This is a genomic window from Actinomycetospora sp. C-140, from assembly GCF_054796175.1.
On sequence record NZ_JBTWNF010000023.1, the window covers coordinates 1 to 22,362 of the forward strand.

The 22,362-nt window shown below is 74.4% G+C and carries 24 protein-coding genes and 3 tRNA genes; 6 read left to right on the top strand and 21 right to left on the bottom strand.

The genetic code is table 11. From position 1 onward, the window contains the following. The 10 genes from ACR9E3_RS28480 to ACR9E3_RS28525 form a co-directional block, all read right to left on the bottom strand. Positions 1-293 (bottom strand): DUF1330 domain-containing protein (locus tag ACR9E3_RS28480; protein ID WP_460384217.1); only part of this gene is annotated, 293 nt, incomplete at its 3' end. Positions 294-372: 79 nt separating this feature from the next. Beyond that, positions 373-446: transfer RNA gene (locus tag ACR9E3_RS28485), tRNA-Phe, on the bottom strand. 31 nt (positions 447-477) lie between these two features. Beyond that, positions 478-551, bottom strand: a tRNA-Asp gene (locus ACR9E3_RS28490). A gap of 20 nt (positions 552-571) precedes the next feature. After that, a tRNA-Glu gene (locus ACR9E3_RS28495) sits at positions 572-644 on the bottom strand. A 74-nt stretch (positions 645-718) separates the two neighbouring features. Further along, on the bottom strand, positions 719-1,498 hold the full coding sequence (locus tag ACR9E3_RS28500; RefSeq protein ID WP_460384218.1) for a TetR family transcriptional regulator: 780 nt from the start codon (positions 1,496-1,498) through the stop codon (positions 719-721). Positions 1,499-1,601: 103 nt separating this feature from the next. Beyond that, entirely contained in the window at positions 1,602-1,772 is a 171-nt protein-coding gene (locus tag ACR9E3_RS28505) for a hypothetical protein (RefSeq protein WP_285648988.1), read from the bottom strand. Between the two features lie 364 nt (positions 1,773-2,136). Continuing rightward, complete coding sequence (locus ACR9E3_RS28510; protein WP_460384219.1) at positions 2,137-3,381, bottom strand: serine hydrolase domain-containing protein; 1,245 nt, start codon at positions 3,379-3,381, stop codon at positions 2,137-2,139. A gap of 8 nt (positions 3,382-3,389) precedes the next feature. Continuing rightward, positions 3,390-4,259, bottom strand: a complete 870-nt coding sequence (locus tag ACR9E3_RS28515) for an alpha/beta fold hydrolase (RefSeq protein WP_460384220.1) — start codon at positions 4,257-4,259, stop codon at positions 3,390-3,392. A gap of 54 nt (positions 4,260-4,313) precedes the next feature. Continuing rightward, positions 4,314-5,609 (bottom strand): FAD-dependent monooxygenase, encoded by a 1,296-nt coding sequence (locus tag ACR9E3_RS28520; RefSeq protein ID WP_460384221.1) that lies wholly within the window; start codon positions 5,607-5,609, stop codon positions 4,314-4,316. A gap of 111 nt (positions 5,610-5,720) precedes the next feature. After that, positions 5,721-6,533 carry a phosphatase PAP2 family protein gene (locus tag ACR9E3_RS28525; protein WP_460384223.1) on the bottom strand — a complete coding sequence of 271 codons (813 nt, stop codon included), beginning with the start codon at positions 6,531-6,533 and terminating at the stop codon, positions 5,721-5,723. Positions 6,534-6,640: 107 nt separating this feature from the next. Between ACR9E3_RS28525 and ACR9E3_RS28530 the strand changes: the two genes are divergently transcribed. Then, on the top strand, positions 6,641-7,501 hold the full coding sequence (locus ACR9E3_RS28530) for a hypothetical protein (RefSeq protein WP_460384224.1): 861 nt from the start codon (positions 6,641-6,643) through the stop codon (positions 7,499-7,501). A gap of 20 nt (positions 7,502-7,521) precedes the next feature. On the opposite strand, the gene ACR9E3_RS28535 is transcribed toward ACR9E3_RS28530, so the two are convergent. Both ACR9E3_RS28535 and ACR9E3_RS28540 read right to left on the bottom strand, forming a co-directional pair. Further along, positions 7,522-7,695: a CsbD family protein gene (locus ACR9E3_RS28535; protein ID WP_285649001.1), complete on the bottom strand. Its 174-nt coding sequence runs from the start codon at positions 7,693-7,695 to the stop codon at positions 7,522-7,524. A 50-nt stretch (positions 7,696-7,745) separates the two neighbouring features. Then, positions 7,746-9,587, bottom strand: coding sequence for an MFS transporter (locus tag ACR9E3_RS28540; RefSeq protein ID WP_460384225.1), 1,842 nt, complete (start codon positions 9,585-9,587; stop codon positions 7,746-7,748). A gap of 59 nt (positions 9,588-9,646) precedes the next feature. Here ACR9E3_RS28540 and ACR9E3_RS28545 point away from each other — a divergent pair, with 59 nt between their 5' ends. After that, on the top strand, positions 9,647-10,018 hold the full coding sequence (locus ACR9E3_RS28545) for a VOC family protein (RefSeq protein WP_460384226.1): 372 nt from the start codon (positions 9,647-9,649) through the stop codon (positions 10,016-10,018). Positions 10,019-10,025: 7 nt separating this feature from the next. Here ACR9E3_RS28545 and ACR9E3_RS28550 read toward each other — a convergent pair whose 3' ends face one another. From ACR9E3_RS28550 to ACR9E3_RS28560, 3 genes are all read right to left on the bottom strand, one after another. Beyond that, complete coding sequence (locus ACR9E3_RS28550; protein WP_460384227.1) at positions 10,026-10,919, bottom strand: LLM class F420-dependent oxidoreductase; 894 nt, start codon at positions 10,917-10,919, stop codon at positions 10,026-10,028. Positions 10,920-10,929: 10 nt separating this feature from the next. Next, the gene (locus ACR9E3_RS28555) at positions 10,930-11,169 is read right to left on the bottom strand and encodes a hypothetical protein (protein ID WP_460384229.1); all 240 of its coding nucleotides are present in this window, start codon (positions 11,167-11,169) and stop codon (positions 10,930-10,932) included. A gap of 69 nt (positions 11,170-11,238) precedes the next feature. Then, on the bottom strand, positions 11,239-11,895 hold the full coding sequence (locus ACR9E3_RS28560) for a MerR family transcriptional regulator (protein ID WP_460384231.1): 657 nt from the start codon (positions 11,893-11,895) through the stop codon (positions 11,239-11,241). A 91-nt stretch (positions 11,896-11,986) separates the two neighbouring features. On the opposite strand from ACR9E3_RS28560, the gene ACR9E3_RS28565 reads away from it, so the two are divergent. Further along, a complete protein-coding gene (locus tag ACR9E3_RS28565; RefSeq protein ID WP_460384232.1) occupies positions 11,987-12,478 on the top strand; it encodes a DUF4188 domain-containing protein in 492 nt (163 codons plus the stop codon). 226 nt (positions 12,479-12,704) lie between these two features. Here the strand turns inward: ACR9E3_RS28565 and ACR9E3_RS28570 are convergent, their stop codons facing one another. Then, the gene (locus ACR9E3_RS28570) at positions 12,705-13,472 is read right to left on the bottom strand and encodes a TetR/AcrR family transcriptional regulator (RefSeq protein ID WP_460384233.1); all 768 of its coding nucleotides are present in this window, start codon (positions 13,470-13,472) and stop codon (positions 12,705-12,707) included. Positions 13,473-13,643: 171 nt separating this feature from the next. Here ACR9E3_RS28570 and ACR9E3_RS28575 point away from each other — a divergent pair, with 171 nt between their 5' ends. Further along, complete coding sequence (locus ACR9E3_RS28575) at positions 13,644-13,934, top strand: hypothetical protein (protein ID WP_460384234.1); 291 nt, start codon at positions 13,644-13,646, stop codon at positions 13,932-13,934. Positions 13,935-13,940: 6 nt separating this feature from the next. Here ACR9E3_RS28575 and ACR9E3_RS28580 read toward each other — a convergent pair whose 3' ends face one another. From ACR9E3_RS28580 to ACR9E3_RS28590, 3 genes are all read right to left on the bottom strand, one after another. Then, positions 13,941-15,089: an acyl-CoA dehydrogenase family protein gene (locus ACR9E3_RS28580; protein WP_460384235.1), complete on the bottom strand. Its 1,149-nt coding sequence runs from the start codon at positions 15,087-15,089 to the stop codon at positions 13,941-13,943. Further along, on the bottom strand, positions 15,086-17,062 hold the full coding sequence (locus tag ACR9E3_RS28585) for an acetyl/propionyl/methylcrotonyl-CoA carboxylase subunit alpha (RefSeq protein WP_460384236.1): 1,977 nt from the start codon (positions 17,060-17,062) through the stop codon (positions 15,086-15,088). The genes ACR9E3_RS28580 and ACR9E3_RS28585 overlap by 4 nt, the downstream gene beginning before the upstream one ends. A gap of 70 nt (positions 17,063-17,132) precedes the next feature. Continuing rightward, complete coding sequence (locus ACR9E3_RS28590) at positions 17,133-18,677, bottom strand: carboxyl transferase domain-containing protein (protein WP_460384341.1); 1,545 nt, start codon at positions 18,675-18,677, stop codon at positions 17,133-17,135. A 114-nt stretch (positions 18,678-18,791) separates the two neighbouring features. Between ACR9E3_RS28590 and ACR9E3_RS28595 the strand changes: the two genes are divergently transcribed. Together ACR9E3_RS28595 and ACR9E3_RS28600 are read left to right on the top strand one after the other, a co-directional pair. Further along, complete coding sequence (locus ACR9E3_RS28595; protein WP_460384237.1) at positions 18,792-19,361, top strand: SACE_7040 family transcriptional regulator; 570 nt, start codon at positions 18,792-18,794, stop codon at positions 19,359-19,361. A 59-nt stretch (positions 19,362-19,420) separates the two neighbouring features. Next, entirely contained in the window at positions 19,421-19,837 is a 417-nt protein-coding gene (locus tag ACR9E3_RS28600) for a YbjQ family protein (protein ID WP_460384239.1), read from the top strand. 3 nt (positions 19,838-19,840) lie between these two features. Here the strand turns inward: ACR9E3_RS28600 and ACR9E3_RS28605 are convergent, their stop codons facing one another. Next, positions 19,841-20,290 carry a hypothetical protein gene (locus tag ACR9E3_RS28605; RefSeq protein ID WP_460384240.1) on the bottom strand — a complete coding sequence of 150 codons (450 nt, stop codon included), beginning with the start codon at positions 20,288-20,290 and terminating at the stop codon, positions 19,841-19,843. A gap of 81 nt (positions 20,291-20,371) precedes the next feature. Beyond that, positions 20,372-22,345 carry a S9 family peptidase gene (locus ACR9E3_RS28610; protein ID WP_460384241.1) on the bottom strand — a complete coding sequence of 658 codons (1,974 nt, stop codon included), beginning with the start codon at positions 22,343-22,345 and terminating at the stop codon, positions 20,372-20,374. Positions 22,346-22,362: the final 17 nt, after the last annotated feature.

Genomic DNA, 22,362 nt, shown 5'->3' on the forward strand with positions numbered 1-22,362 from the left:
TCCGGCTGCGCCTCGACGATGCGGATGTCCCGGTCGACGCCGTCGCCGAGGGCGCGCAGCGCCTCCTGGTACGCCGGACCGTCGTGGGTGGCGACGGCCTGCTCCACGCTGTCGAACGCGATCACGGTCGTGCGCTCGGTCGTGCCGCTCTCGTACGCCGCGGCGGCCTTCCCGCGAGCGAGGAAACGTCCACCGCCCGCCCGGATCGCCGGCACCGCCAGCTCGACGTAGGCGTCGAGCTTGGCCTGATCGCGGATCTCGCGGTACACGCTGATCCAGTAGGCGCCGGCCATGTGTCCTCCTCGGCTGACGTCGTGGCTGACGTGATCGTGCCAGCACGAGTCTCACCGCCGACGATGCTGGTGAGCGGGGTGGCCAGGGGCGGGGTCGAACCGCCGACCTATCGCTTTTCAGGCGATCGCTCGTACCAACTGAGCTACCTGGCCGGACGGCCGAGGAACCACCTCGACCGGAGAGCGACCCAGACGGGACTCGAACCCGCGACCTTCGCCGTGACAGGGCGACGCGCTAACCAACTGCGCCACTGGGCCTTGATGTTGCTGCACCACCGTACCCCCAACGGGATTCGAACCCGCGTTGCCGCCTTGAAAGGGCGGAGTCCTAGGCCGCTGAACGATGGGGGCGCGACCCTCTGGCTGAGGACCTTACCCCGCAACGGCGGACCCGTTGGGAGCACGCCAAGCATAGGTGACCGGTCTCAGGACTCCGGCACCCACCCCCCGTCGCCGGTGATCGGCTCGATCGCCGGCGCGTCGCGGCGGCGAGCGAGGTGCGGCCCGAGGACGGCGCCCATGCCCCCGTCGTGGCGCCAGGTGTCGAGCCAGGTGGGGTCGGCCGCGGCGCCGAGCAGGAGCTCCCAGTTCTCGCAGACGCGCTGCGCGAGGTCGTCGAGCCCGCTGATCGCGAGGGAGGCGACGAACGCGCCGCCGGAGAGGTCGACGACGGTGCGCGCGAGGGACGCCGGGTCCGCCCAGGGCCGGAGCAGGCCGGCGGTCGCGGCGCGGCCGAAGAGATCGGCGAAGACGTCCTGCCAGAAGCGGTACGGCCATCCCGGGCGGTGCGGGCCGGTGAAGCCCTCCGAGCACAGCCGCTGGCCGGCTCGCAGCACCGGGCCGTCGAGCTCGTCCTGCATCGCGCGGGCGAGCTGGGCGGCGGTGCGCAACGGGTCGAGATCGAGCGCGCGGCACCGCTCGACCATCGTGCGGCAGACGAGCTCCATCTCGTCGACCACGGCGAGCGCGATGCTCTCCTTGGACACGAAGTGGAAGTACAGGGCGCCCTTGGTGACGTTGCTGCGCTCGAGGATCCGCGACAGCGACGCCTCGTGGTACGACGCCGCGGCGAACTCCTCGGCGGCCGCGGCCAGGATGGCGCCGCGGGTGGCCAGGGCCCGTGCCTGGCGCGGCGCCTCGGCGCGCGGTCCCTCGGCACGTGCCCCGGAGGACGCGTGCGACGGGTCATCCGCGAGCTCGACCATATCGGCGCATACGGTAGCGGCCCGGTGGCGCCGGCAGGGCCGCCACGCGGGAGGTCGTCGCGGCTCGGACGACCTCGCCGGTCGGCCCCGGCTCAGCTCCCGGTCAGCGCCGCACGGGCGGCGGGTCGCCGCCCTCGCCGATCAGCCCGAGCATGTCCAGCAGCTCGCGGCAGTCGTCGGAGTCGAGCGAGTTGCGGGCGACGGCGATGCGCGCGCGGTGCACCTGCTCGTCGCTCACCCCGTAGACGTCGGCCGCGGTGCGCTGCGCGGGCACCGACGGTTCCTCGGGCGCGGTGCGCTCGGGGTGGGGTCCGTTCGGTCGTCGACGCGGTCCTGACGTGGCGTTCATGCTGGCTCCCGGTGGCCGCCTGGTCCCGACCCGCAGCATCACGTCACGCGGCGGGACACCCGTAACGGGGGACGGCGTCGGTCACTGCGCGTGCCCGGTGCCGTCCCTCGTCCGAGTCGCGCCGACGCTACCCAGACGCCCGTCGGGATGCAGCCCCCTTCCCGAGTGACGGTGCCGAAGATTCTCGCGTGACCGCTTCGTCCCCAATCCGCTACGGAGTGCGACGAACTGCCGCCGTGCGGTGTCCGCGCTCCCTCGCGGGGCGACGCGGGCGGGAGCAGGAGAGTGATCAGTCGACGAGTGCCTGGTAGACGAGACCGCGCAGCTGCGTCCGGATCGGGTGGGCGCTCGAGGGCAGCAGCTGGGTGAAGAACATCGCGGTCACGCGCTCGACCGGGTCGACCCAGAACGCGGTGCTCGCTGCCCCGCCCCACGCCATCTCCCCGGCGCTGGCGAGCGTCCGGTAGGCCACCGGATCGGTGACCACGGAGACCCCCAGCCCGAAGCCGACGCCGTTGAACGGCATCTCGGCGAACAGCGGGCGGCCGACCTGCTCGAGGTCGAGGCCGCCGGGCAGGTGGTTGCGGCCCATGTAGTCGACGGTGCGGCTGCCGAGCAGGCGGACCCCGTCGACCTCGCCGCGACCGAGCAGCAGACGGGTGAACCGGTGGTAGTCCGCGGCCGTCGACACGAGTCCGCCGCCGCCGCCGAGCCACGTCGGCTCCAGGACCTCGCGGGCCATGGCGCCCATGCCGGCCGACTCGGCGAGCACGGCGCGACCCGTGGCCGGGTTGTTGACGTAGAGCGCGGCGAGCCGGTCGGGGTCGTCGACGACGAAGCCGGTGGCGTCCATGCCGAGGGGCCCGAGGAGGTTCTCGGCGAGGAAGACGTCCAGCGACTGCCCGGACACGACCTCGATCAGCCGGCCCAGCACGTCGGTGGCGTGGCTGTAGTTCCACTCCGTGCCGGGCTGGAACACCAGCGGCAGCCGCGCCCACGCCTCGACGACCCCGGCGAGGTCGAGGCCCTCGGGCACCGACCACTCGAAGCCGGCGGCGCGGTAGAGCGCGTCCACGGGGTGGGCGTGGTGGAACCCGTAGGTCAGCCCCGCGGTGTGGGTCAGCAGGTGCCAGATGCGGATCGGCTCGGTGGCGGGCTCGAGCAACGGCTTGGCCGCCGAGCCCTTGACGTACACCCGCGGCTCGGCGAACTCCGGCAGCCACCGGCTGATCGGGTCGGTGAGCTCGAAGGCGCCGCGCTCCCAGAGCATGAGCACGGCCACCGACGTGATCGGCTTCGACATCGAGTAGATGCGCCAGCGCGTGTCGTCGGTGACCGGCAGACCGGCATCGACGTCGCGGTGCCCGGCGGTCGACGAGTGCACGACGCGCCCGTCGCGGGCCACGACCGCGTGCCACCCCGCGAGGCGGCCGTCGTCGACGTACCGGCCGAAGTGCTCGTCGATGCGGGACAGGCGGGCCGGGTCGAAGCCCAGCTCCTCGGGATCGGCCTCGATCTTCAGCGCGCTCGTCACTCCCGCCACTATGCCTCCGTGAGGAACGCCCGCAACTCGTCGAGCACCTCGTCGGGCCGCTCCTCGGGCACGAAGTGGGCGCAGCGCTCGATCGCCCGCCCGCGCACGTCGTCGGCGTACTCGCGCCACATCTCGAGCAGCGGCAGCGTCGTACCCATGACGCCCTCGGCGCCCCACAGCGCCAGCAGGGGCTGGGCCACCCGCTTCCCGGCGGCGAAGTCCTCCTCGTCGTGCCGGGAGTCGACGGGGTGGGCGCGGTAGTCGTCGAACCCGCAGCGCAGCGCGCCCGGCTGGGAGAAGGCGCGGACGTACTCGGCGACCGCGGCGGGCTCGAGCCCCTCGCGGGCGTAGGTCCACTTCTCAAGGAAGTAGCGCAGGTAGCCCTCGACGTCGGCACCCGCCAGGCGCTCGGGCAGGTCGGGCTGGAGGTGGAAGAGCCAGTGCCAGTACTTGGCGCCCAGGTCGGCGTCCATCCGCTGCCAGGTGGCCCGGCTGGGGGCGATGTCGAGGACCGCGAGGCGGGTCACCTGGTCGGGACGGTCGAGGGCCCACCGGTGGGCGACCCGCCCGCCCCGGTCGTGCCCGACGACCGCGACACGGTCGAACCCCAGGCCGCGCACGAGCGCGGAGACGTCCGCGGCCATCGTGCGCTTGTCGAAGCCGCCGGTCGGCTTGTCGCTGGCGCCGTAGCCGCGCAGGTCCGGGACGATGACCGTGTGGTCGGCGGCGAGCGGGCCGGCGACGTGGCGCCAGCAGTACCCCGTCTGCGGCCAGCCGTGCAGCAGCACGACCGGCGGGCCGCTGCCGCCGACGCGGTAGTGCAGCCGGACGCCGTGGACGACGGCGGTGTCGGGGGTGAGGGGTCCGGGGATCGTCACGCGGCCGCATCCTGCCCGGCACGGCGGTCGCCGGGCCACGCGGATCGGGAGGGCTCAGCCGGCCATGGGGCCGGCGGGTGGACCGGCAGGGCCGCCCGGCCCCGGCCCCGGCCGGTCCGCGGTCGTTCCGGGGTGCGGGTGGACGGCAGCGGGCCGGTGCGCCTCACCTCCGCCGTCAGGGCGCGACGCACCGCGTCCTGGACCGGACCCCGGGGTCCGACCCGCGTCGACGATCGCCGAGGTGGCGTCCACCGTCCCGGTGCGCCACAACCGGTCGCGCATGCGGCGGACGAGGCCCTCGGCATGGCAGAGGGCCGCGAAGTCCTGCGCGCGGGCGGCCGTCACCGCCCGGGGCGTCTCGCGGACGTACGCGTACTCCTCGAGCGCCGGGACGATGCGCCCGTCGGCGTGGTCGAAGGCCCGTCCGAGCGTGGCGGCGTCGACGATCTCCACCGCGGCGGCCTGCGCCGAGTGGGGCAGCATCGGCTGCGCGGCGCCGCCGATCACGGTCATGCGGTGGCGGGCGCCCCGCTCGAGCGGGGCGTGGTGGCGGTGCACCCGCGAGGGCGCCCACGCGACGGCGTCGCCCGCCGCGGCCCGGACCTCGGCCGCGGTGCCCGCGAGCAGCCGGCTCACGACAGCCGCGACACCGTCGCGGTGCATGTCGTCGAGGGCGTCGACCCGGACCGTCACCGACACCTCGCCCCCGCCGCCCGGCGTCGCGGACTGCGTGACGTGCAGCGACGGCGAGGACCAGAGCCGCAGCACGTCGTCCGGCGGGGCCGGACCGGGCGCCCGGTGGACGAGGTACGGGCTGGAGAGGGCGTGACCGCCCCCCAGGAACGGGCGCACCCGGCTGCCGGGGCCGTCGGCGCCGACGAGCGCCTCCGCACGGTACGTCGCCCCGGTGTCGTCGGTGACGAGCACGGCGTCGCCGAGGTCCTCCACGGCCGACGCGCTCCGGCCGTACTCGACGGTGATCATCTCGTCGGCGTCGCAGGCCGCGACCAGCCGCCGGCGCAGCGCGGCGTAGGGCGCGAGGACGTACGGGCGCCCGAAGCGGGCCCGCACGACCGGCCCGAGCTCGGCGACGCGCAGGACCGCGCCCGACCCGGCGTCGCCGTGGGTGAGGCGTCGCGGCTCCCAGGAGGCGGCGGCCACGGGGTCGGCCAGGCCGAGCACCGACAGCTCGCGCAGGGCGGCGGGGGTCAGCACGGCGAGCCCGGTGTCGACGTCGTCGGCCCGGTCGCGCTCCAGGACGTGCACGGGGAAACCCTGGTGGGCGAGGAAGAGCGCCGTGGTCAGGCCCGCGAAGCGGGAGCCGAGCACGAGCAGCGGTACGGCAACCACGGCTCACCTCGTTCACCCGCGCGGACGAGACAAGCGTAGGCAAAGCTTCTCGGACGGAGCAATCCGAGGTCGATCTGTGTGCGAGCTGTGTCACCGACACTCGGACAGGGGTCACTCCGACGCATGAGACCCGTCGGGGTGGTCACCGGGCAGCGAGGGCGCCGGATCCGGGGCGTCGCCGAGGCGTGACCGCGCGTCGAGCACCCGGGCGAGCGTGACACAGGTGATCGCCAGCGCGGCGCCGAGCAGCCACCCGGCGAGCACGTCCGTGGTCCAGTGGACGCCGAGGTAGACCCGGCTGGCGCCGACGACGAGGGCGCCGAGGACCGCGAGCACGACGGCGACCACCCGGACGGTCCCCTCCCGTGGGGAGCCGGCGGCGAGCGCCGCCACGGCGGCGGCGGTGAGGCCCAGGCCGAGGGCGGCCATGAGCGCGTGACCCGAGGGCAGCGACGCCGTGGTCTCCACGGCGAGGCGGGTGGCCTCGGGGGGACGCGGACGTTCGACGGCGAGCTTCACCAGGCGGATCGTCGAGGCCCCGACCGCGACCCCGGCCACCCAGATCACCGCCGTGCGCCGGTGGCCGCGGGCGAAGAGCACCACCGCGGCGACCACCGCGAGCCCGCCGGTACCCGCCGTGCCGCCGATCAGCGAGACGGCCTCGGCGGCGGCGGTGAGGCCCGGCGTGCGGTGGGCGACCGCGACGGCGAGCACCGGGGCGTCGGCGTCCGCGAGGGCCTCGTCGGTGGCGACGAGGGTGAACACGAGCCCGGCTGCCAGGACGAGGCCCGCCACGATCGTGGTGTCCCGCAGCGCCCCGGGCACGGCCGCGAGGGCGCCGCCGGCGAGCCGGTCGGCCAGGGCGGCCACGCCGAGGAGGACACCGAGCACCAGCAGCGACACGGCGGTGACGTCGAGGGCCACGGACGACCTCCTCGGGACCGGGTGCCCCGGTGGTGTCCCGCGGGGCGGTGGGCGAAACGCCGGGTCGGCGCCGCGCTGAGCCGATCATCCCGGGGCAGACTGTGCGGGTGCTCCTCCTGGGGCTGCTCGCCGCGCTCGCGTCGGCGGGCGCCAACGCCGGTGCCGCGCTGCTCGAGGCGAGCGCGACACGGCGCGCCACCCGGGCGGCGACGGTGGTGCTGCACCCGATGTACCTCGGCGGGCTCGCCCTCGACATCGGCGGCTGGGTGCTCACGGTGCTCGCGCTGCGCTACATGCCGATCGTGGCGGTGCAGGCGATCGTCGCGGGCCAGGTGGGCATCACGGTGATCGCGTCGCACTGGGTGTTCGACACCCCGTTGCGGCGGGTGGACCTGGTGGCGGCCGGCGCCAACATCGTGGGGCTCGCCCTGCTCGTGGCCAGCGCGCGGACCGACACGTCGCTGATCACGCCGTCGACGGCGGGCGTGGTCGCCCTCGTGGCCGTCTTCGTCGTGCTCGCGGCCGTGTCGGTGCCGGTGGCGATCCGCAGCCGGCGGGCGATCCTCGTCTCGTTCCTGGCCGGGCTGGCGTTCGGCGGCACGGCCGTCGCGGTGCGCATGGTCGACCTGCGGGGATCCCTGGCCGAGATGGCCGGCGACGCGGCCACCGACCCCGTGGTGTGGTGCCTGCTCGGGTTCGCCGCCCTCGGGCTCGGGCTCTACACGGTGGCCCTGGGGCGCGGCGCGGTCGGGCCGGTCGTCGCGGTGCTGGCGGTGACGGAGACCCTCGCGCCGGGCCTGCTCGGGCTCGTCGCACTCGGCGACGGCGTGCGGCCGGGATGGGTCCCGTGGTTCCTGCTGGGGCTGGTGCTCGCGCTGGGCGGGGTCGTCGTGCTGGCCCGCTCGCCCGCCCAGGCCTCGCTCTCCGGTGACGACGGCGCCGCGCCGCCGCCCCTCAAACGGCTCTGAGGGACGGCGACGCGCTGACGTCAGCTCTTGAAGGCGTCCTTGATCTTCTCGCCGGCCTGCTTGAGGCTGCCGGCGGTCTGGTCCTTCTTGCCCTCGGCTTGCCACTCCTTGTTGTCGGTGGCGTCGCCGAGCGCCTCCTTGGCCTTGCCCTTGAGCTCCTGGGCCTTGTGGTCGAACTTGTCCTCGGCCGACATGTGGGCTCCTCTCCGACGCCACCGACGGACGTCCTCCGGTAGGAGGACCATTACCCCCCGTCCGAGGAGGGCAATCCGCGTGCCGGTTCGGCGGCCCGTGCTGCTCCGTTCGTCCCGTTCGCGCTCGGGAGGACGCCCGGGAGGACCACGTCGCGCACGGCCCGCCCCGCGCGGGGGACGTCGACCCACGACACCGCGGGATGGTGCCCGTCGGCCCGCGCGAGGAGCTGGAAGCGGCCCGCGCCCCGCGGGACGAGGGCGAACGCGCCCGCGGCGTCGGTCGCCGCCGTGGCGGCCTCGCGCCCGTCGGGGTCGACGAGGGTGAGCCGCGCGCCGCCCACCCCGGCTCCCGCCTCGTCGGTGACGTGCCCGCGCAGGCCCGACCCGTCGGTGGCCTCGTCGGCGGGGTCGGGATCGTGATCGGCGGCGTGCGCCGGGGCGTGGGCGACCGGAGGCGGCGGTTCCTCCCGGGCGGCGCGGGAGCGGCGCCGGCGCCCGAGCAGGAGGTCGGTGACGCCCAGGACCAGCGCCAGCACGACGAACGCGACCGCACCCACCAGGCCGCGGCTGATCGCGAGCGACCAGTCGCCGCCGGTGCTCGTCAGCTGACCGAAGAACACGGCGCCGACCGCCGAGATGCCGATCGCGGAGCCGACGCGCTGACCGGTCTGCAGCACGCCCGCGGCCGTGCCGCCCTCGCGGGCGGGGACCTCCTCGAGCGCGAGGGTCTGGTTGGGCGCGATGACGAAGCCGCTGCCGATGCCCGCGAGGAGCAGCGGCCCGGCGATCGCCCAGCCGACCTGGGCGGGATCGAGCCGGAGCACCAGGTCGACGGCGACGAGCCCGACCCCGACGGCCACGAGCCCCGTGACGACGAGCGACTTGCCCAGGCGCGAGACCAGCCGGCCCCCGACCGCCGACGTCACCGCCGAGCCGAGCGCGAACGGGGTGAGCGCCAGCCCGGCCTCGAGCGGGGTGTAGCCGCGGCCGTTCTGCAGGAAGAGCGTGACGACGAAGAAGATCGCCGTGAAGCCGGCGAAGTACAGCAGGCCCAGTGAGGTCCCCAGGGCGTAGCTGCGGGTGCGCAGGAGGGCGAAGTTGACGAGCGGGTGCCCGTGGGTCCGGCGCGCCCGGCGCTCCCAGGCGACGAACACGGCGAGCAGCACCACGGCGACGGCGATGAGCCACCAGGGCGCGCCGGAGCGGTCCTGCTCGGAGAGCACCAGCGGCACCATGAGCGCCACGACAGCCCCGCCGAGCAGGATCGCGCCGACGACGTCGAGGGGGCGCCGCACGCCGTCGCCCGCCGTGTCCCGCGGCAGCAGGCGCGCGCCCAGGGCGAGCGCGACGATCCCGATCGGCACGTTGACGTAGAAGACCCAGCGCCAGCCGTCGGTGTCGCCGCCCCACTGCAGCAGCAGGCCCCCGAGCAGCGGGCCGATGGCCGTCGAGATGCCGATCGCGGCGCCGAACAAACCGAACGCCCGACCGCGCTCGCGTCCGGTGAACAGCTGCTGGATGAAGCCGATGACCTGCGGGTTCAGCATGCCGCCCGCGGCGCCCTGCAGGAGCCGGAAGACCACGAGGGACGCGGCGTTCGGCGCGAACCCGGCGGCGGCGCTGGTCAGCGTGAACAGCGCCAGCGAGATCATGAACATCTTCTTGCGGCCGCGGTCGTCGCCGAGACGGCCCGACGCGACGAGGACGAGACCGAAGGTCAGGGCGTAGCCGGAGACGACCCACGACAGCTCGGCGGACGACGCGCCGATGCCCCGCTGCATGGCGGGGAGCGCCACGTTGACGATGCTGACGTCGAGCAGCGTCATGAAGCCCGCGATCAGGCACACCGCGAGGGCGTGCCAGCGTCGTGGGTCGGGCTCGGGAGAACTCACGCCCGTGAGTTTCCCTGCCGCCACCTGGCCAATCGTGACACGCGACGGAGGGAACGACCGTGGAGATCCTCTCGAGCCGCATCCTCGTCCGGCCGCGGGACTGGGCGTCCTCGCGGGCCTTCTACGCCGACACCCTCGGGCTGGCGGTGGCCCGCGAGTTCCCCGGCGGTGTCGTGTTCTTCCTGGGCACGGGCTACCTGGAGCTGTCGAAGGCCGGTGCGGTGGCGATCGGCGACGACGCCCTGTGGCTGCAGGTGCGCTCGCTGCCGTCCGCCGTGGAGGAGCTCCGGGACAAGGGCGTCACGATCACCCGCGAGCCCGTCCGCGAGCCATGGGGCCTCGACGAGTGCTGGATCGCCGACCCCGACGGCCGCGCGATCGTCCTCGTCGAGATCCCCCCGGGCCACCCGATCCGCACCGACACCCGCTGAGAGCTGCTCACATACCCAGGGCCGAGGCCAGCTCGCGCAGGTGCTCGCGGGGGTCGGCCATCGGGTTGTCGCCGAGGGCCTGGACGAGGACGTGGTCGGCGCCGGCGTCGAGGTGGGCGGTCACCGAGGCGGCGACGGTGTCGATGTCGCCCATGCCGACCAGGGCCTTCTTCAGGCGGTCCGAGCCGCCACGGACCAGGTCGGACTCGTCGAAGCCCTGGCGCAGCCAGGAGTTCCGGTAGTTCGGGAGGCCCGAGTAGATCTCGAGGTGGGTGTGCGCCCGGCGCATGGCGTCGTCGGCGTCCCCGCCCACGGCCACGGCCTGCTCGGAGACGACCCACTTGTCCGGGCCGAGCGCGTCGCGGGTGACCCGCGTCTGGCCCGGGGTGACGAGATAGGGGTGCACGCCGTCGGTCTCGGCGCCCGCCAGCTCGATCATCTTCGGGCCGAGGGCGGCGACGAGGCGTGCGGGGCGGCCCACGCCGGGCTCGATCTGCTCGGGCACGGCGGCCATCCGCTCGAGGTAGTCGCGCATCGTGGCGAGCGGCTTGGCGTACGTCCCGCCCCGGCCGCGCTCGACGAGCGGGGCGTGGCTCACGCCCAGACCCAGGACGAACCGGCCCGGGTGCAGCGCGGTGAGGGTCCGCCCGCCGCTCTCGGCGGCGATCGGGTCGCGGGCGTGGATGTTCGCGATGCCGGTGCCCACGACGAGGCGGTCGGTGGCGGCGAGGAAGGCGCCGGCCTGGGTCAGCGTCTCCTTGCCGTAGGCCTCGCCGTAGAACAGCGAGCCGTAGCCCATCGCCTCGATGTCGCGGGCGGCCTGCTGGGCGTCGGGCATCGACCAGCTGTCGCTGGTCCACCAGACGCCGATGCGGGACGGGAAATCGATCGGTGCGGCCACGGCCCGGACGTTAACCCCCGGCGGGCGCGGGCGCGTGCTCGGCGGCCCACGCCGTCGCGCGGCGGCCCTGGCGGATGCCGTACACGACGTTCCACACCGCGAGCCCGGCGTTGGTGGCGATGAGCAGCGCCGCCGACACCCCGACCATGACCTCGACCGGCAGGGCGTAGACGAGCGGGATGCGGGCCACCGACTCGATGCCGAGCCCCAGCCCCCACACGAGCGCGCTGACGCGGAAGAGGCGGCGCACGACCGGGTTGGCTCGGTAGTACTCCTCCTTCGACGGGCGCCTCCACCTTCGCCCGCTTCGCCCGATAATTCAACTATCCGTAGTGAACTTAGCCGATGGATCGGCGCCGAGCAGCCGGGCCGAGGCGTCGGCCTGGGCCATCACCCGCAGCGCCAGCAGCAGCGAGCCGCCGAGCACGGTGCCCGTCACGGCCCCCTCGACGGCGCGCTCGCGCCCGCCGCCGTCGGTGCCCGACAGCACGGACTCGACCTCCCGCGCCGCGAGCTGCTCCATCGCCGCGGCGTAGTCGTCGATGGCCTCGCCGAACTGCGGCCAGCCCAGCCGCGCGTAGGTGGCCAGGACGTCGGCGGCGGCGCGCCGTCCCGGGTTGGCCTCCGTGACCCGCCAGCCCCGGCGCGCCACGAGACCGTCGACCTTCGCCCGGGCCTCGGCGGCCGCCTCGTCGCTCACGCCTTCGGGCACGGTCACGACGGCGTCCTGGGCCGCGCCGAGGGCCTCGTAGAGCGGCACGTCGCCGTCGACGGCGGCGAGCACGTCCTTGGCGGCGGCCACCGAGAGGCCGCCGACGTCGAGCAGCGCGCGGACCAGGCGCAGCCGGCGGACGTGGTCCTCGCCGTAGTCGGCCTGGTTGGGACCGGTGCGCTCGCCCGCGGGGAGCATGCCCTCGCGCAGGTAGTACTTGATCGACGGGACGCTCACGCCCGACTGCCGGCTGAGCTCACCCACGCGCACCGCACACCTCCGGAACGTCGTCGTTTGACACTATCGGATAGTAGGACTATCCATATTGCTGTACCCACCGTCCGAGGAGGACGCCGTGAACCATCGTGTCAGCGCCGAGATCGAGGGCGACTTCGTCGTGTTCGTGCTCGGGATGCACATCAATCGCCCGTGGCGGGTCCGCGAGTGGCTCCCGGTCGCCACCGCGATGCGCCCGATGATCGTCGAGCTCCAGCGCAGGCCCGAGCTCGGCATGCTGCGCGCCGAGCTCGGCTGGATGTTCGGCGGCCCCGCCGTCCTGCAGTACTGGCGCTCCTACGACCAGCTCATCGCCTACGCGCGCAGCGCCGACGAGCGCCACGTCCCCGCCTGGCGCGCGTTCAACCGGGCCGCCCGCCACACCGACGCGGTCGGGGTGTTCCACGAGACGTACCGGGTCACGGAGGGCACGTGGGAGACGGTCTACAGCCACATGCCCGAGGTCGGGCTGCGGGCGGCCACGGGCGGACGCACGCTCGACGCGTCCAGCACCTCGGCGAGCCGCATCGGCGACCGCGCGCACGACAGCGCCCCGGTCCCGGCGGGCTGACCTACCCACCAGGCCTTCAGTGCCAGGAGCTCGCCACGGATCCCGAGATCTCGTCGGCACGACCGGCACGTCGCGCATGATCGGGAGGACCACGCGCCTGCGGATCGTGCTGCTCGCGGCGCGCGGCTGCCGCCTGGCGCGAGCGGCGCGCTGCGCGTGTTCGCCCCACTCGGGTTCCCCCCGGGGGCCGTGACGTCGGAGACGGTGGCCGGGGACCCGGAGGTGGTCAGGTCCGCCGGTCGGGTGCGGGCGCGGTGTCCTCCGGGAGGCCGCCCTGATGGCCGAGCAGGCGCGCCATCGCGTCCAGCTCCTGCTCGAAGACCGCCGCGGAGTGCTCGCCGAGCGGCTCCAGCTGGCCCATCGTCGCCATGGAGACCGAGCCGTAGAGGCGCACCCAGCACTGCACGGCGATCGGCGCGACCGCCGGCTCGAGGTCCACCCCGGTGTTCGCGCAGTAGCGCACCATCGCGTCGACCGAGTCCGGTGGCGGGACGGGCGTGGGCGCGGGCATGGTCTCCGGCCGGGCCGCGTCCGCGAGCAGCGAGAGCATCACGCCGCCGAACTCCCGGCGGGCCCGCAGCTGGTCGGACTCGACGCTCGGGTCGCCCATGGGGTGCACGAGCATGAACTCGAACTCGTGGGGGTGGGCCAGCGCCCAGCCGCGCATCGCCCGGCTGGCGGCGACGAGGGGATCGAGCGGCGTCGTGTCGTCCGCGGCCGCCGCCGCCTCGCGCAGGTGCGCGCTCAGCTCGTCGAAGAGCTCCGCCAGCAGGACGTCCTTGAGCTCCTCGTGGCTCGCGAAGTAGCGGTACAGCGCCGGGGAGCTCATCTGCATCCGGCGGGCGACGGCACGCGTCGTCAGCCCGGTGTGCCCGAGCTCGACGACGAGCTCCCGCGCGATCGTGAGGATCTCCCGCACGGTCAGCGCGCGCATGCGCTCGCGGCGGCTCGGCGTCTCGTCCGAGCCCACCGACGTCCTCGCTGCGCTGGTCATCACGCCTCCCTGATCCCGACGCCCGTGCGGCCGACGGCCCCGATGACCTCGGAATCGGGACACCGTAACCCGTGTCCAGTGGCATGAGGGTTCCCTCCGCAGCGCTTCCGCGTCCGCTGTTCGCTGGCGTTACACGTGATAACTTCCGAACGCCAGCAAGGAGATGGAGCCATGGCGACAGCACTGATCACCGGAGCGACCGCCGGGATCGGCGCGGCCGAGGGCATCACCGGCGTCCGCGTGCTCGCCATCTGCCCCGGCTGGACGCGGACGGAGCTGCACGCGCGCTCGGGCAGCGACTCACCCGAGGCGTCGTCGTCCTGGTGGCTCGACGCGGACCAGGTCGTCGACCAGGCGCTGGCCGACCGCGATCGCGGCCGGACCCGCTCGGTGCCCGGGACGCGCTACAAGGCGCTCCTGGCCGCGGTCGACGCCCTGCCCCACGCGTTCACGCGCTGCTGAGGGGCCTTACAGCCCGAGGTGGCGCGCGATCAGGATCTTCTGGACCTCGCTGGTGCCCTCGCCGATCTCGAGGATCTTCGAGTCGCGGTAGTGCCGGGCCACGGGGTACTCGTTCATGAAGCCGTAGCCGCCGAAGATCTGGGTGGCGTCGCGGGCGTTGTCCATGGCCGCGTTCGAGCTCACGAGCTTCGCGACGGCCGCCTCCTTCTTGAACGGCGCCCCGGCCGCCATCTTCGCGGCTGCGTCGTGCCAGGCCAGGCGGGCGCAGACGGTGCGCGCCTCCATCTCGGCGATCTTGAACTGGATGCCCTGGTAGGACCCGATCGCGGCGCCGAACGCCTCGCGCTCGCGGGCGTAGCGCAGCGACTCGTCCACGCAGCCCTGGGCGGCGCCGGTGGACAGCGCCGCGATCGCGACACGGCCCTCGTCGAGGATCGAGAGGAACTGCGCGTAGCCCCGCCCGCGCTGCCCGACGAGGTTCTCCTCCGGCACGCGGCAGTCGTCGAACGCGAGCTCGTGGGTGTCCGAGGCGTTCCACCCGACCTTCGAGTAGCTCGGGGCCACCGTGAACCCCGGCGTGCCGGACGGGACGAGGATCGCCGAGATCTCCTTCTTCCCGTCGTCGGCGCGGTCCGTCACCGCGGTCACCGTCACCAGCGACGTGATGTCGGTGCCGGAGTTGGTGATGAACGCCTTCGACCCGTTGATCACCCAGCCGTCGCCGTCGAGCTTGCCCGTGGTGCGCGTGGCGCCCGCGTCGGAGCCGCCGCCGGCCTCCGTGAGCCCGAAGGCGCCCAGGGTGCGGGCGACGGCGAGGTCGGGCAGCCACCGGTCCTTCTGGGCGTCGGACCCGAACCGCAGGATCGGCATGATCCCCAGCGACACCCCGGCCTCGAGCGTGATCGCGACCGACTGGTCGACCCGGCCCAGCTCCTCGAGCGCGACGCACAGCGCGACGTAGTCGCCGCCCATCCCGCCGTACTGCTCGGGCACGGGCAGGCCGAACAGGCCCATCTCGCCCATCGAGGCGACGATGTCGTAGGGGAACTTCTCCTTGATGTAGTACTCGCCGATGACCGGCGCGATCTCCTTCTGCGCGAAGTCCTCGACCGTCGCGCGCAGGGCCTCGTGCTCCTCCGACAACTGCATGATCATTCTCCTGGTTCGGGCACGACGGTGACCAGCGGCGCGTCCAGGGCGACGGCGGCCCCGGCCTTCGCGGCCAGGTCCTTGACGACGCCGTCGGTCGGCGCGGAGACGACGTGCTCCATCTTCATGGCCTCGACCACGACGAGTCGCTGGCCTGCGGTGACGTGGTCGCCCTCGGCGACCTCGACGGCGGTGACGGTGCCGGGCATCGGCGCGGTCAGCGGACCGTCGCCGTGGCCGCCGGCGGTCCGGGCGGCGCGCAGCCGCTCCTGCTCGCGCAGGGCCCAGGCGCCGCCGTCGCGGGCGAGCCAGCGCACGCCGTCGGCGACCGCCCCGCGGTAGTGGCGGGTCGCGCCGTCGAAGGTGACGACGAGCGTCCCGCCGCCGTCCCGCAGTGCCGCCGCCGGGCGCGGGGTGCCCTCCTCGCCGACGGTGACGACGGCGCCGGCGGGCGGGCCGGCCACCGCGACGTCCACGGGGTCGCCGGTCGCGCCGGCGGCGGGGACGAGGCGCCAGCGCGCGGGCGCGGGGTCGGCGCCCAGACGCCAGCCGCCGAGGCGGTCGAACGGGGCGTCGCCGGTCGGGAGGTCGAGCAGGCCGGCCAGGGCCGCGGCCGCGAGGACGTCCTCGGGCACGGGGTCCTCGAACGCCGGCAGGCGCCCGATGAGCCCCGTGTCGAGGCGCCCGGCGCGGACGTCCGGATCCGTGATCAGCATCCGGAGCCAGGCGAGGTTGGTCCGCACGCCGAGCACGGCCGTGGCGGCGAGCGCGGCGTCGAGGCGGTCGAGCGCGGTGGCGCGGTCCGGCCCGCTCGCGATGATCTTGGCGAGCATCGGGTCGTAGCGGGACCCGACCTCGGTGCCGGCCGCGACGCCCGCGTCGACGCGGGCGTTCGCCGGCCACTCGATGTCCAGGATCCGCCCGCCGGTCGGCAGGAAGCCGCGGGCCGGGTCCTCGGCGTAGAGGCGCACCTCGACGGCGTGGCCCTCGAGCGTCACGTCGCCCTGGTCGTAGCCCAGCTCCTCGCCGGCGGCGACCCGCAGCTGCTCGGCGACGAGGTCGAGGCGCTGCCCGCGGACCCGCACGACCTCCTCGGTCACGGGGTGCTCGACCTGTAGCCGGGTGTTCATCTCGAGGAAGAAGAACTCGCTCGCGTCGGCGTTCGTCACGAACTCGACGGTCCCGGCGCCGACGTAGCCGCAGGCGCGCGCGGCCTCGACCGCCGCCTGCCCCATCGCCCGGCGCTGCGTCGCGTCGAGCACCGCCGACGGCGCCTCCTCGACGACCTTCTGGTGCCGGCGTTGCAGCGAGCACTCGCGCTCGCCGAGGTGGACGACGCCGCCGTGCCGGTCGGCGAGGACCTGGATCTCCACGTGGCGGGGGTCGGTGACGTAGCGCTCGACCAGCAGCGTGTCGTCGCCGAAGCTCCCGCGCGCCTCGCGCCGCGCGGCGGCGACGGCCTGCTCGAGGTCCTCGGCGCGCTCGACCACGTGCATGCCCTTGCCGCCGCCGCCGGCGCTGGGCTTGAGCAGCACCGGGAAGCCGATCTCACGGGCGGCCGCGGCCACCTGGGCGTCGTCGAGCCCGGAGCCGTCGGACCCGGGCACCAGCGGCACGCCCGCGGGCCCGACCGTGGCCTTCGCCCGGATCTTGTCGCCCATCGCCTCGATGGCCTCGGGCGGCGGGCCGATCCACGTCATCCCGGCGTCGGCGACCTGGCGGGCGAACGCGGCGTTCTCGGCGAGGAAGCCGTAGCCGGGGTGGACCGCGTCGGCGCCGACGGAGCGGCCGGCCTCGACGATCGCGGCGCCGTCGAGGTAGTCGGGCACGCGGACCGCGACGTCGGCCGCGCGCACGTGCGGCGCCCCGGCGTCGGGGTCGGTGTACACCGCCACGGCGCGCAGGCCCCGCGCGTGCAGGGTCCGCGTGATCCGCACGGCGATCTCGCCGCGGTTGGCGATCAGCACGCTGGTGAACACAGTGGCCTCTCGAGCTGGGTGGATTCCTGACGTCGAGCGTCAGCGTGGACGCCACGCTGACAACCCCCCGCTACATCCGGAAGACGCCGAAGTGCGGCGCGTCGAGGGGGGCGTTGGCGCAGGCGGAGAGCGCGAGGCCGAGGACGGTGCGGGTGTCGGCAGGGTCGATCACGCCGTCGTCCCAGAGGCGCGCGGTGGAGTAGTACGGATGCCCCTGGTGCTCGTACTGCTCGCGCACGCCCTCAGCGTCCGACGACCCGACCGTCCCCAGCACCGTCGCGGCCTGCTCGGCACCCATGACGCTGATCCGCGCGTTCGGCCACATCCACAGGAAGCGCGGCGAGTACGCGCGTCCGCTCATCGCGTAGTTGCCGGCGCCGTAGGAGCCGCCGATGACCACGGTCAGCTTCGGCACGCGGGTGGTGGCGACGGCGGTGACCATCTTCGCGCCGTCCTTGGCGATGCCGCCGGCCTCGTACTCGCGGCCGACCATGAACCCGGTGATGTTCTGCAGGAACACCAGCGGGATGCCGCGCTGGTCGCACAGCTCGACGAAGTGCGCGCCCTTGAGCGCCGACTCGCGGAACAGCACGCCGTTGTTGGCGACGATCCCGACGGGGTGGCCGTGCAGGCGGGCGAACCCGGTGACCAGCGTCGTGCCGTAGTCGGGCTTGAACGGGGTGAACGCGCTGCCGTCGACGAGCCGCGTGATCACCTCGTGCACGTCGTAGGCGGTGCGGCCGTCGACCGGGACGACGTCGTAGAGCTCGGTCGGGTCGTGCTCGGGCTCGACGGTGGAGCGCCGCTCCCAGGGCACCGGCGCGCGCGGGCCGAAGGTGTCCACGATGTCGCGCACCATCGACAGGGCGTGGGCGTCGTCCTCGGCGAGGTGGTCGACGACGCCGGACGTGCGCGCGTGCAGCACCCCGCCGCCGAGCTCCTCGGCCGTGACCTCCTCGCCCGTCGCGGCCTTCACCAGCGGCGGGCCGCCGAGGAAGATCGTGCCCTGGTCGCGGACGATGATCGCCTCGTCGCTCATCGCCGGGACGTAAGCGCCGCCGGCGGTGCACGAGCCCAGGACGGCCGCGATCTGCGGGATGCCGAGCCCGGACATCGTCGCCTGGTTGTAGAAGATGCGCCCGAAGTGCTCGCGGTCGGGGAAGACCTGGTCCTGCTCGGGCAGGAAGGCGCCGCCGGAGTCGACGAGGTAGATGCACGGCAGGCGGTTGTGCAGCGCGACCTCCTGGGCGCGCAGGTGCTTCTTCACCGTCATCGGGTAGTAGGTGCCGCCCTTGACGGTGGCGTCGTTGGCGACGACGACGCACTCGCGCCCGGCGATGCGCCCGATGCCGGTGATGATCCCGGCGCCCGGCGCGGCGTCGCCGTACATGCCGGTGGCGGCGAGCGGCGAGAGCTCGAGGAAGGGACTCGACGGATCGAGCAGCGCGTCGACCCTGTCGCGCGGCAGGAGCTTGCCCCGCTCGACGTGCCGCTGCCGCGACCGCTCGGGGCCGCCGAGCCGTGCGGTCGCCAGCCGCTCGCGCAGGTCGGCGACGAGGGCGCGGTGGCCGGTATGTGAGCGAACTTCGGTGCTATAGCCCGGAACTTCGCTCACATGGTCGGTGCTGGGCGCGGCCACGGTCGGCCTCCTCGCCGGCGAGTTAACGATGACTAACACGACGTTAGCAAGCGTTCACGTCGGCGGCAAGGAGGCCGTAGGCTCCCGAGGGTGCCCGTCACCGTGTCCCGCCGCGAGCAGATCCTCACCGAGGCCGCGCGCCTGTTCGCCGCCCACGGGTTCCACGGCGTGTCCATCGACGGGATCGGCGCGGCGGTCGGGGTCAGCGGCCCCGCGCTCTACCGGCACTTCCCGTCGAAGGAGGGGCTGCTCGCGGAGATGCTGGTGGGCATCAGCGAGCACCTGCTCGCCGGCGGTCAGGAGCGGGCGGCCGAGCACGCCGACCCCGTGGAGCTGCTCGACGCCCTCGTCGCGTTCCACACCGACTTCGCGCTGCGCCAGCCCGAGCTGATCACCGTCCAGGACCGCGACCTCGCCAACCTCCCCGACCAGGCACGCCGCCGGGTCCGCGGGCTGCAGCGGGCCTACGTCGAGATCTGGGTCGACGCGTTGCAGCGGGCCGGGCTCGCCGCGAGCGGGGAGGCGGCGCGCGTCCGGGCCCACGCCGCGTTCGGCCTGATGAACTCGACGCCCCGCAGCGCCGGGCACACGCACCCCGAGGTGGCCGCGCCCGTGCTCGTCGCGATGACCCGCGCTGCGCTGCACGCCCAGCACGCCTGACCCGATCGGCCGCGTCGAGACGGCCGGATCCGGGTGTGATCGGGGCTACTCTCCTGATCGTGAACCAGCCTCAGCAGCCGCCCTCGCAGCCTCCGGGCCAGGCCCTCCCCCAGCACCCGGGGCAGCAGCCAGGCCAGCAGTACCCGATCCTGCTCTCGACGATGAACGACCTGCCCGGCTACCAGGTCGTGCGCGTGTTCGGCGAGGTCTTCGGCCTCACGGTGCGCAGCCGGAACATGTTCTCGAACCTCGGCGCCGGCTTCAAGGCGATGGCCGGCGGCGAGCTCAAGGGCCTGTCGAAGCTGCTGTCGGACTCGCGGCACGAGGCGCTCGGCCGGCTCTCGCAGGAGGCCATGGCGCACGGCGCCAACGCGGTGCTCGCCCTGCGGTTCGACTGCAACGAGATCGCCCAGTCGGCCAGCGAGATCGCGGCGTACGGCACCGCCGTCTACGTCGTGCCGTCCGCGCAGCGGTAACGCTCAGCGACCCCAGCCGGCCGTCCCGCCCGCCCGGTCGGCACCGAGCTCCTCCTCGCGGGCGAGCAGCCGGTTGCGGCGCATCGTGGCCTCCTCGAGCCGCGAGCGGACCGCGCGCTGGCGGGAGAGCAGCTCGCGCACGTAGTCGAACCGCTCCTCCTGGGTCGCCTCGTGGATCTGGTGGCTCAGCTTGGCGTCGAAGCGCTCCAGGACGCCCACCTGCTGGTCGGCGTCGCGCCGGTGCCGCGCGGCCTCGTCGTACCGCGTGCGTGGCGACGCCGGACGCGGCGGGGGAACGGACTGCCCGTACCCCGCGAGGCCGTGGCCCGGCGCGCCGCGCGGTGCGTCGTACGGGCGCGGTGCCCCGATGCCGGTGTACTCGGGCGGCGCGGTGTCGGCCGCCCGGTCGTCCCGGCCCCGCCCGAAGAGCCGACCCAGTCGTGAGCCCGCCATGGCGATCCCCTCCTCACCCGGAGTGACATCGACCACTGTGCACCTCGGAGGGGTCCGGACGGAAGCGGACGGACCCGACGTTCACCCCTCGATCGGCACCGGCGCGATGTCCTCGCCCGGCGGCAGCGCGAAACCGAACATCCGCGCGTAGAAGGCGAGCTCGGCGTCGAGCGCCCGGCGGATGTTCTCCGCGCGCCGGAACCCGTGCTGCTCGCCCGCGAAGAGCAGGTACGCCACGGGCACCCCGCGGCGGCGCAGCGCCCCGACGATCGCCTCCGACTGGTTGGGCGGCACGATCTCGTCCTCGTCACCCTGCAGCACGATCAACGGCGTCGCGAACCGTTCGACGTGCGTGATCGGGGAGCGCTCGACGTAGACCTCGCGGGCCGCGGGATACGGCCCGACGAGCCCGTCCAGGTAGCGCGACTCGAACTTGTGCGTGTCCCGCGCGAGCGCCTCGAGGTCGGCGACGCCGAAGTGGTCGGCACCCGCCGCGAACGGGGTGTCGTCCCGGGCCAGGGCGGCGAGGGTGGTGAAGCCGCCCGCCGAGCCGCCGCGGATGGCCATCCGCGCGGGGTCGACGCGGCCGGCGTCGGCGAGCGCCCGGGCGGCGGCGAGGCAGTCGGCGACGTCGACGACGCCCCAGGCGCCGCGGAGCTGCTCGCGGTACGCGCGGCCGTAGCCGGTGGAGCCGCCGTGGTCGACGTCGACGACGCCGAAGCCCCGGCTCGTCCAGTACTGGGTGGTGATGGCCAGCACCGGCTGCGCCGATCCGGTGGGGCCGCCGTGGATGACGACGAGCAGGGGCGGCAGCTCGTCCGCCGGCCCGTCGTCGCCTTCTCGGGTCGAGCTCCGCTCCGCTCCGTCTCCCGCGGGCGGGTAGTACAGGGCGTGCGCGTCGCGCGGGCGGCCCTGGCCGTCGAGCGAGGAGAACGTCAACGGCTCGGGCACCGAGACCATCGCGGGGTCGAGACCCAGGTCGCGGGGTCGGCGCAGGGTCGAGACGGTGCCGTCGATCCCGATGCGGTGCACCCCGGGCTCCGCGGTCGGGGACCCGGCGACGCACACCACGGCGTCCGGGCCGTCCGCGCGCACCGACCGGATCGCGGTGAACGGCGTGTCGATCTCGGTGACGGTGCCGTCGGCGGCCCGCACCGCGAGGGCGTCGAAGCCCTGGGACGACCGGGCGAAGACCACCCGGTCGCCGACGGTGGCGAACCGCGAGCCGGCGAGCTGCCAGGCCGGCAGACCGATCTCGGCGTCCACCACCACGAGCGGGCTGACCGTGGCTCCTTCCCAGTGGTAGAGGTTCCACCAGCCGGAGCGGTCGGACAGGAAGTGCAGCGCGCCGTCGGGCTGCCAGGCGGGCTCGCCGACCGACTCGCCCGGCCCGCCGGCGACGACGGTGTCGGCGCCCGTGGCGAGGTCGCGGACCGTGAGGACGGTCTCGTCCCACGGCATCGACGGGTGGTCCCAGGAGATCCAGGCGAGCCGGGACGCGTCCGGTGAGAGGCGCGGGGCCGCGACGAAGTCGGTCCCGGTGACGACGACCTCCGGCGTGCCGGGTGCCCGGGCGTCGAGGCGGACGATCTCGTTGGCGACCTCGGTGGCCGGGGCGCCCTCGCGCGGGTGGTGCTCGCGGACGCAGACCATCCACGTGCCGTCCGGGGCGACGTCGCCGTCGGCGAAGCGGTCGCCGCGAGGGGCGGCGGGCTCCGGGGTGAGGACCGTGACGGACCCGTCCGCCGCGCGACGGCGCAGGCGCTGGTCGGACCAGTCGACGTGGAAGACCACGTCCCCGTGGAGCCACCAGGCCCCGCCGCCGTACTCGTGGACCGCGGTGCGGACGTTGGCGTCGTCGGCGAGCAGGTCCGCCACGGAGCCCTCGGCGTCGCGGCGGACGAGCTGCGTGCGCCCGCCCTCGGTCGCGCGCGCCTCGCCCCAGACGACACCGCCGCGACCGTCGGGGCGGACGCCGTCGATCCGGACCGCGGCGGCGACCACGAGTTCGGACGTGATCGGTGTCGGCCAGGAGCCGTAGGGCAGCGGGGTCACGCCGCCACCGTAGGCAC

Bases quoted from the DNA above. Each gene is read 5' to 3' on its own strand.
- ACR9E3_RS28500 (WP_460384218.1), bottom strand. From the start codon at position 1,498: ATGGTCGAGCTCGCGGATGACCCGTCGCACGCGTCCTCCGGGGCACGT.
- ACR9E3_RS28535 (WP_285649001.1), bottom strand. From the start codon at position 7,695: ATGTCGGCCGAGGACAAGTTCGACCACAAGGCCCAGGAGCTCAAGGGC.
- ACR9E3_RS28570 (WP_460384233.1), bottom strand. From the start codon at position 13,472: ATGACCAGCGCAGCGAGGACGTCGGTGGGCTCGGACGAGACGCCGAGC.
- ACR9E3_RS28575 (WP_460384234.1), top strand. From the start codon at position 13,644: ATGGCGACAGCACTGATCACCGGAGCGACCGCCGGGATCGGCGCGGCC.
- ACR9E3_RS28580 (WP_460384235.1), bottom strand. From the start codon at position 15,089: ATGATCATGCAGTTGTCGGAGGAGCACGAGGCCCTGCGCGCGACGGTC.
- ACR9E3_RS28605 (WP_460384240.1), bottom strand. From the start codon at position 20,290: ATGGCGGGCTCACGACTGGGTCGGCTCTTCGGGCGGGGCCGGGACGAC.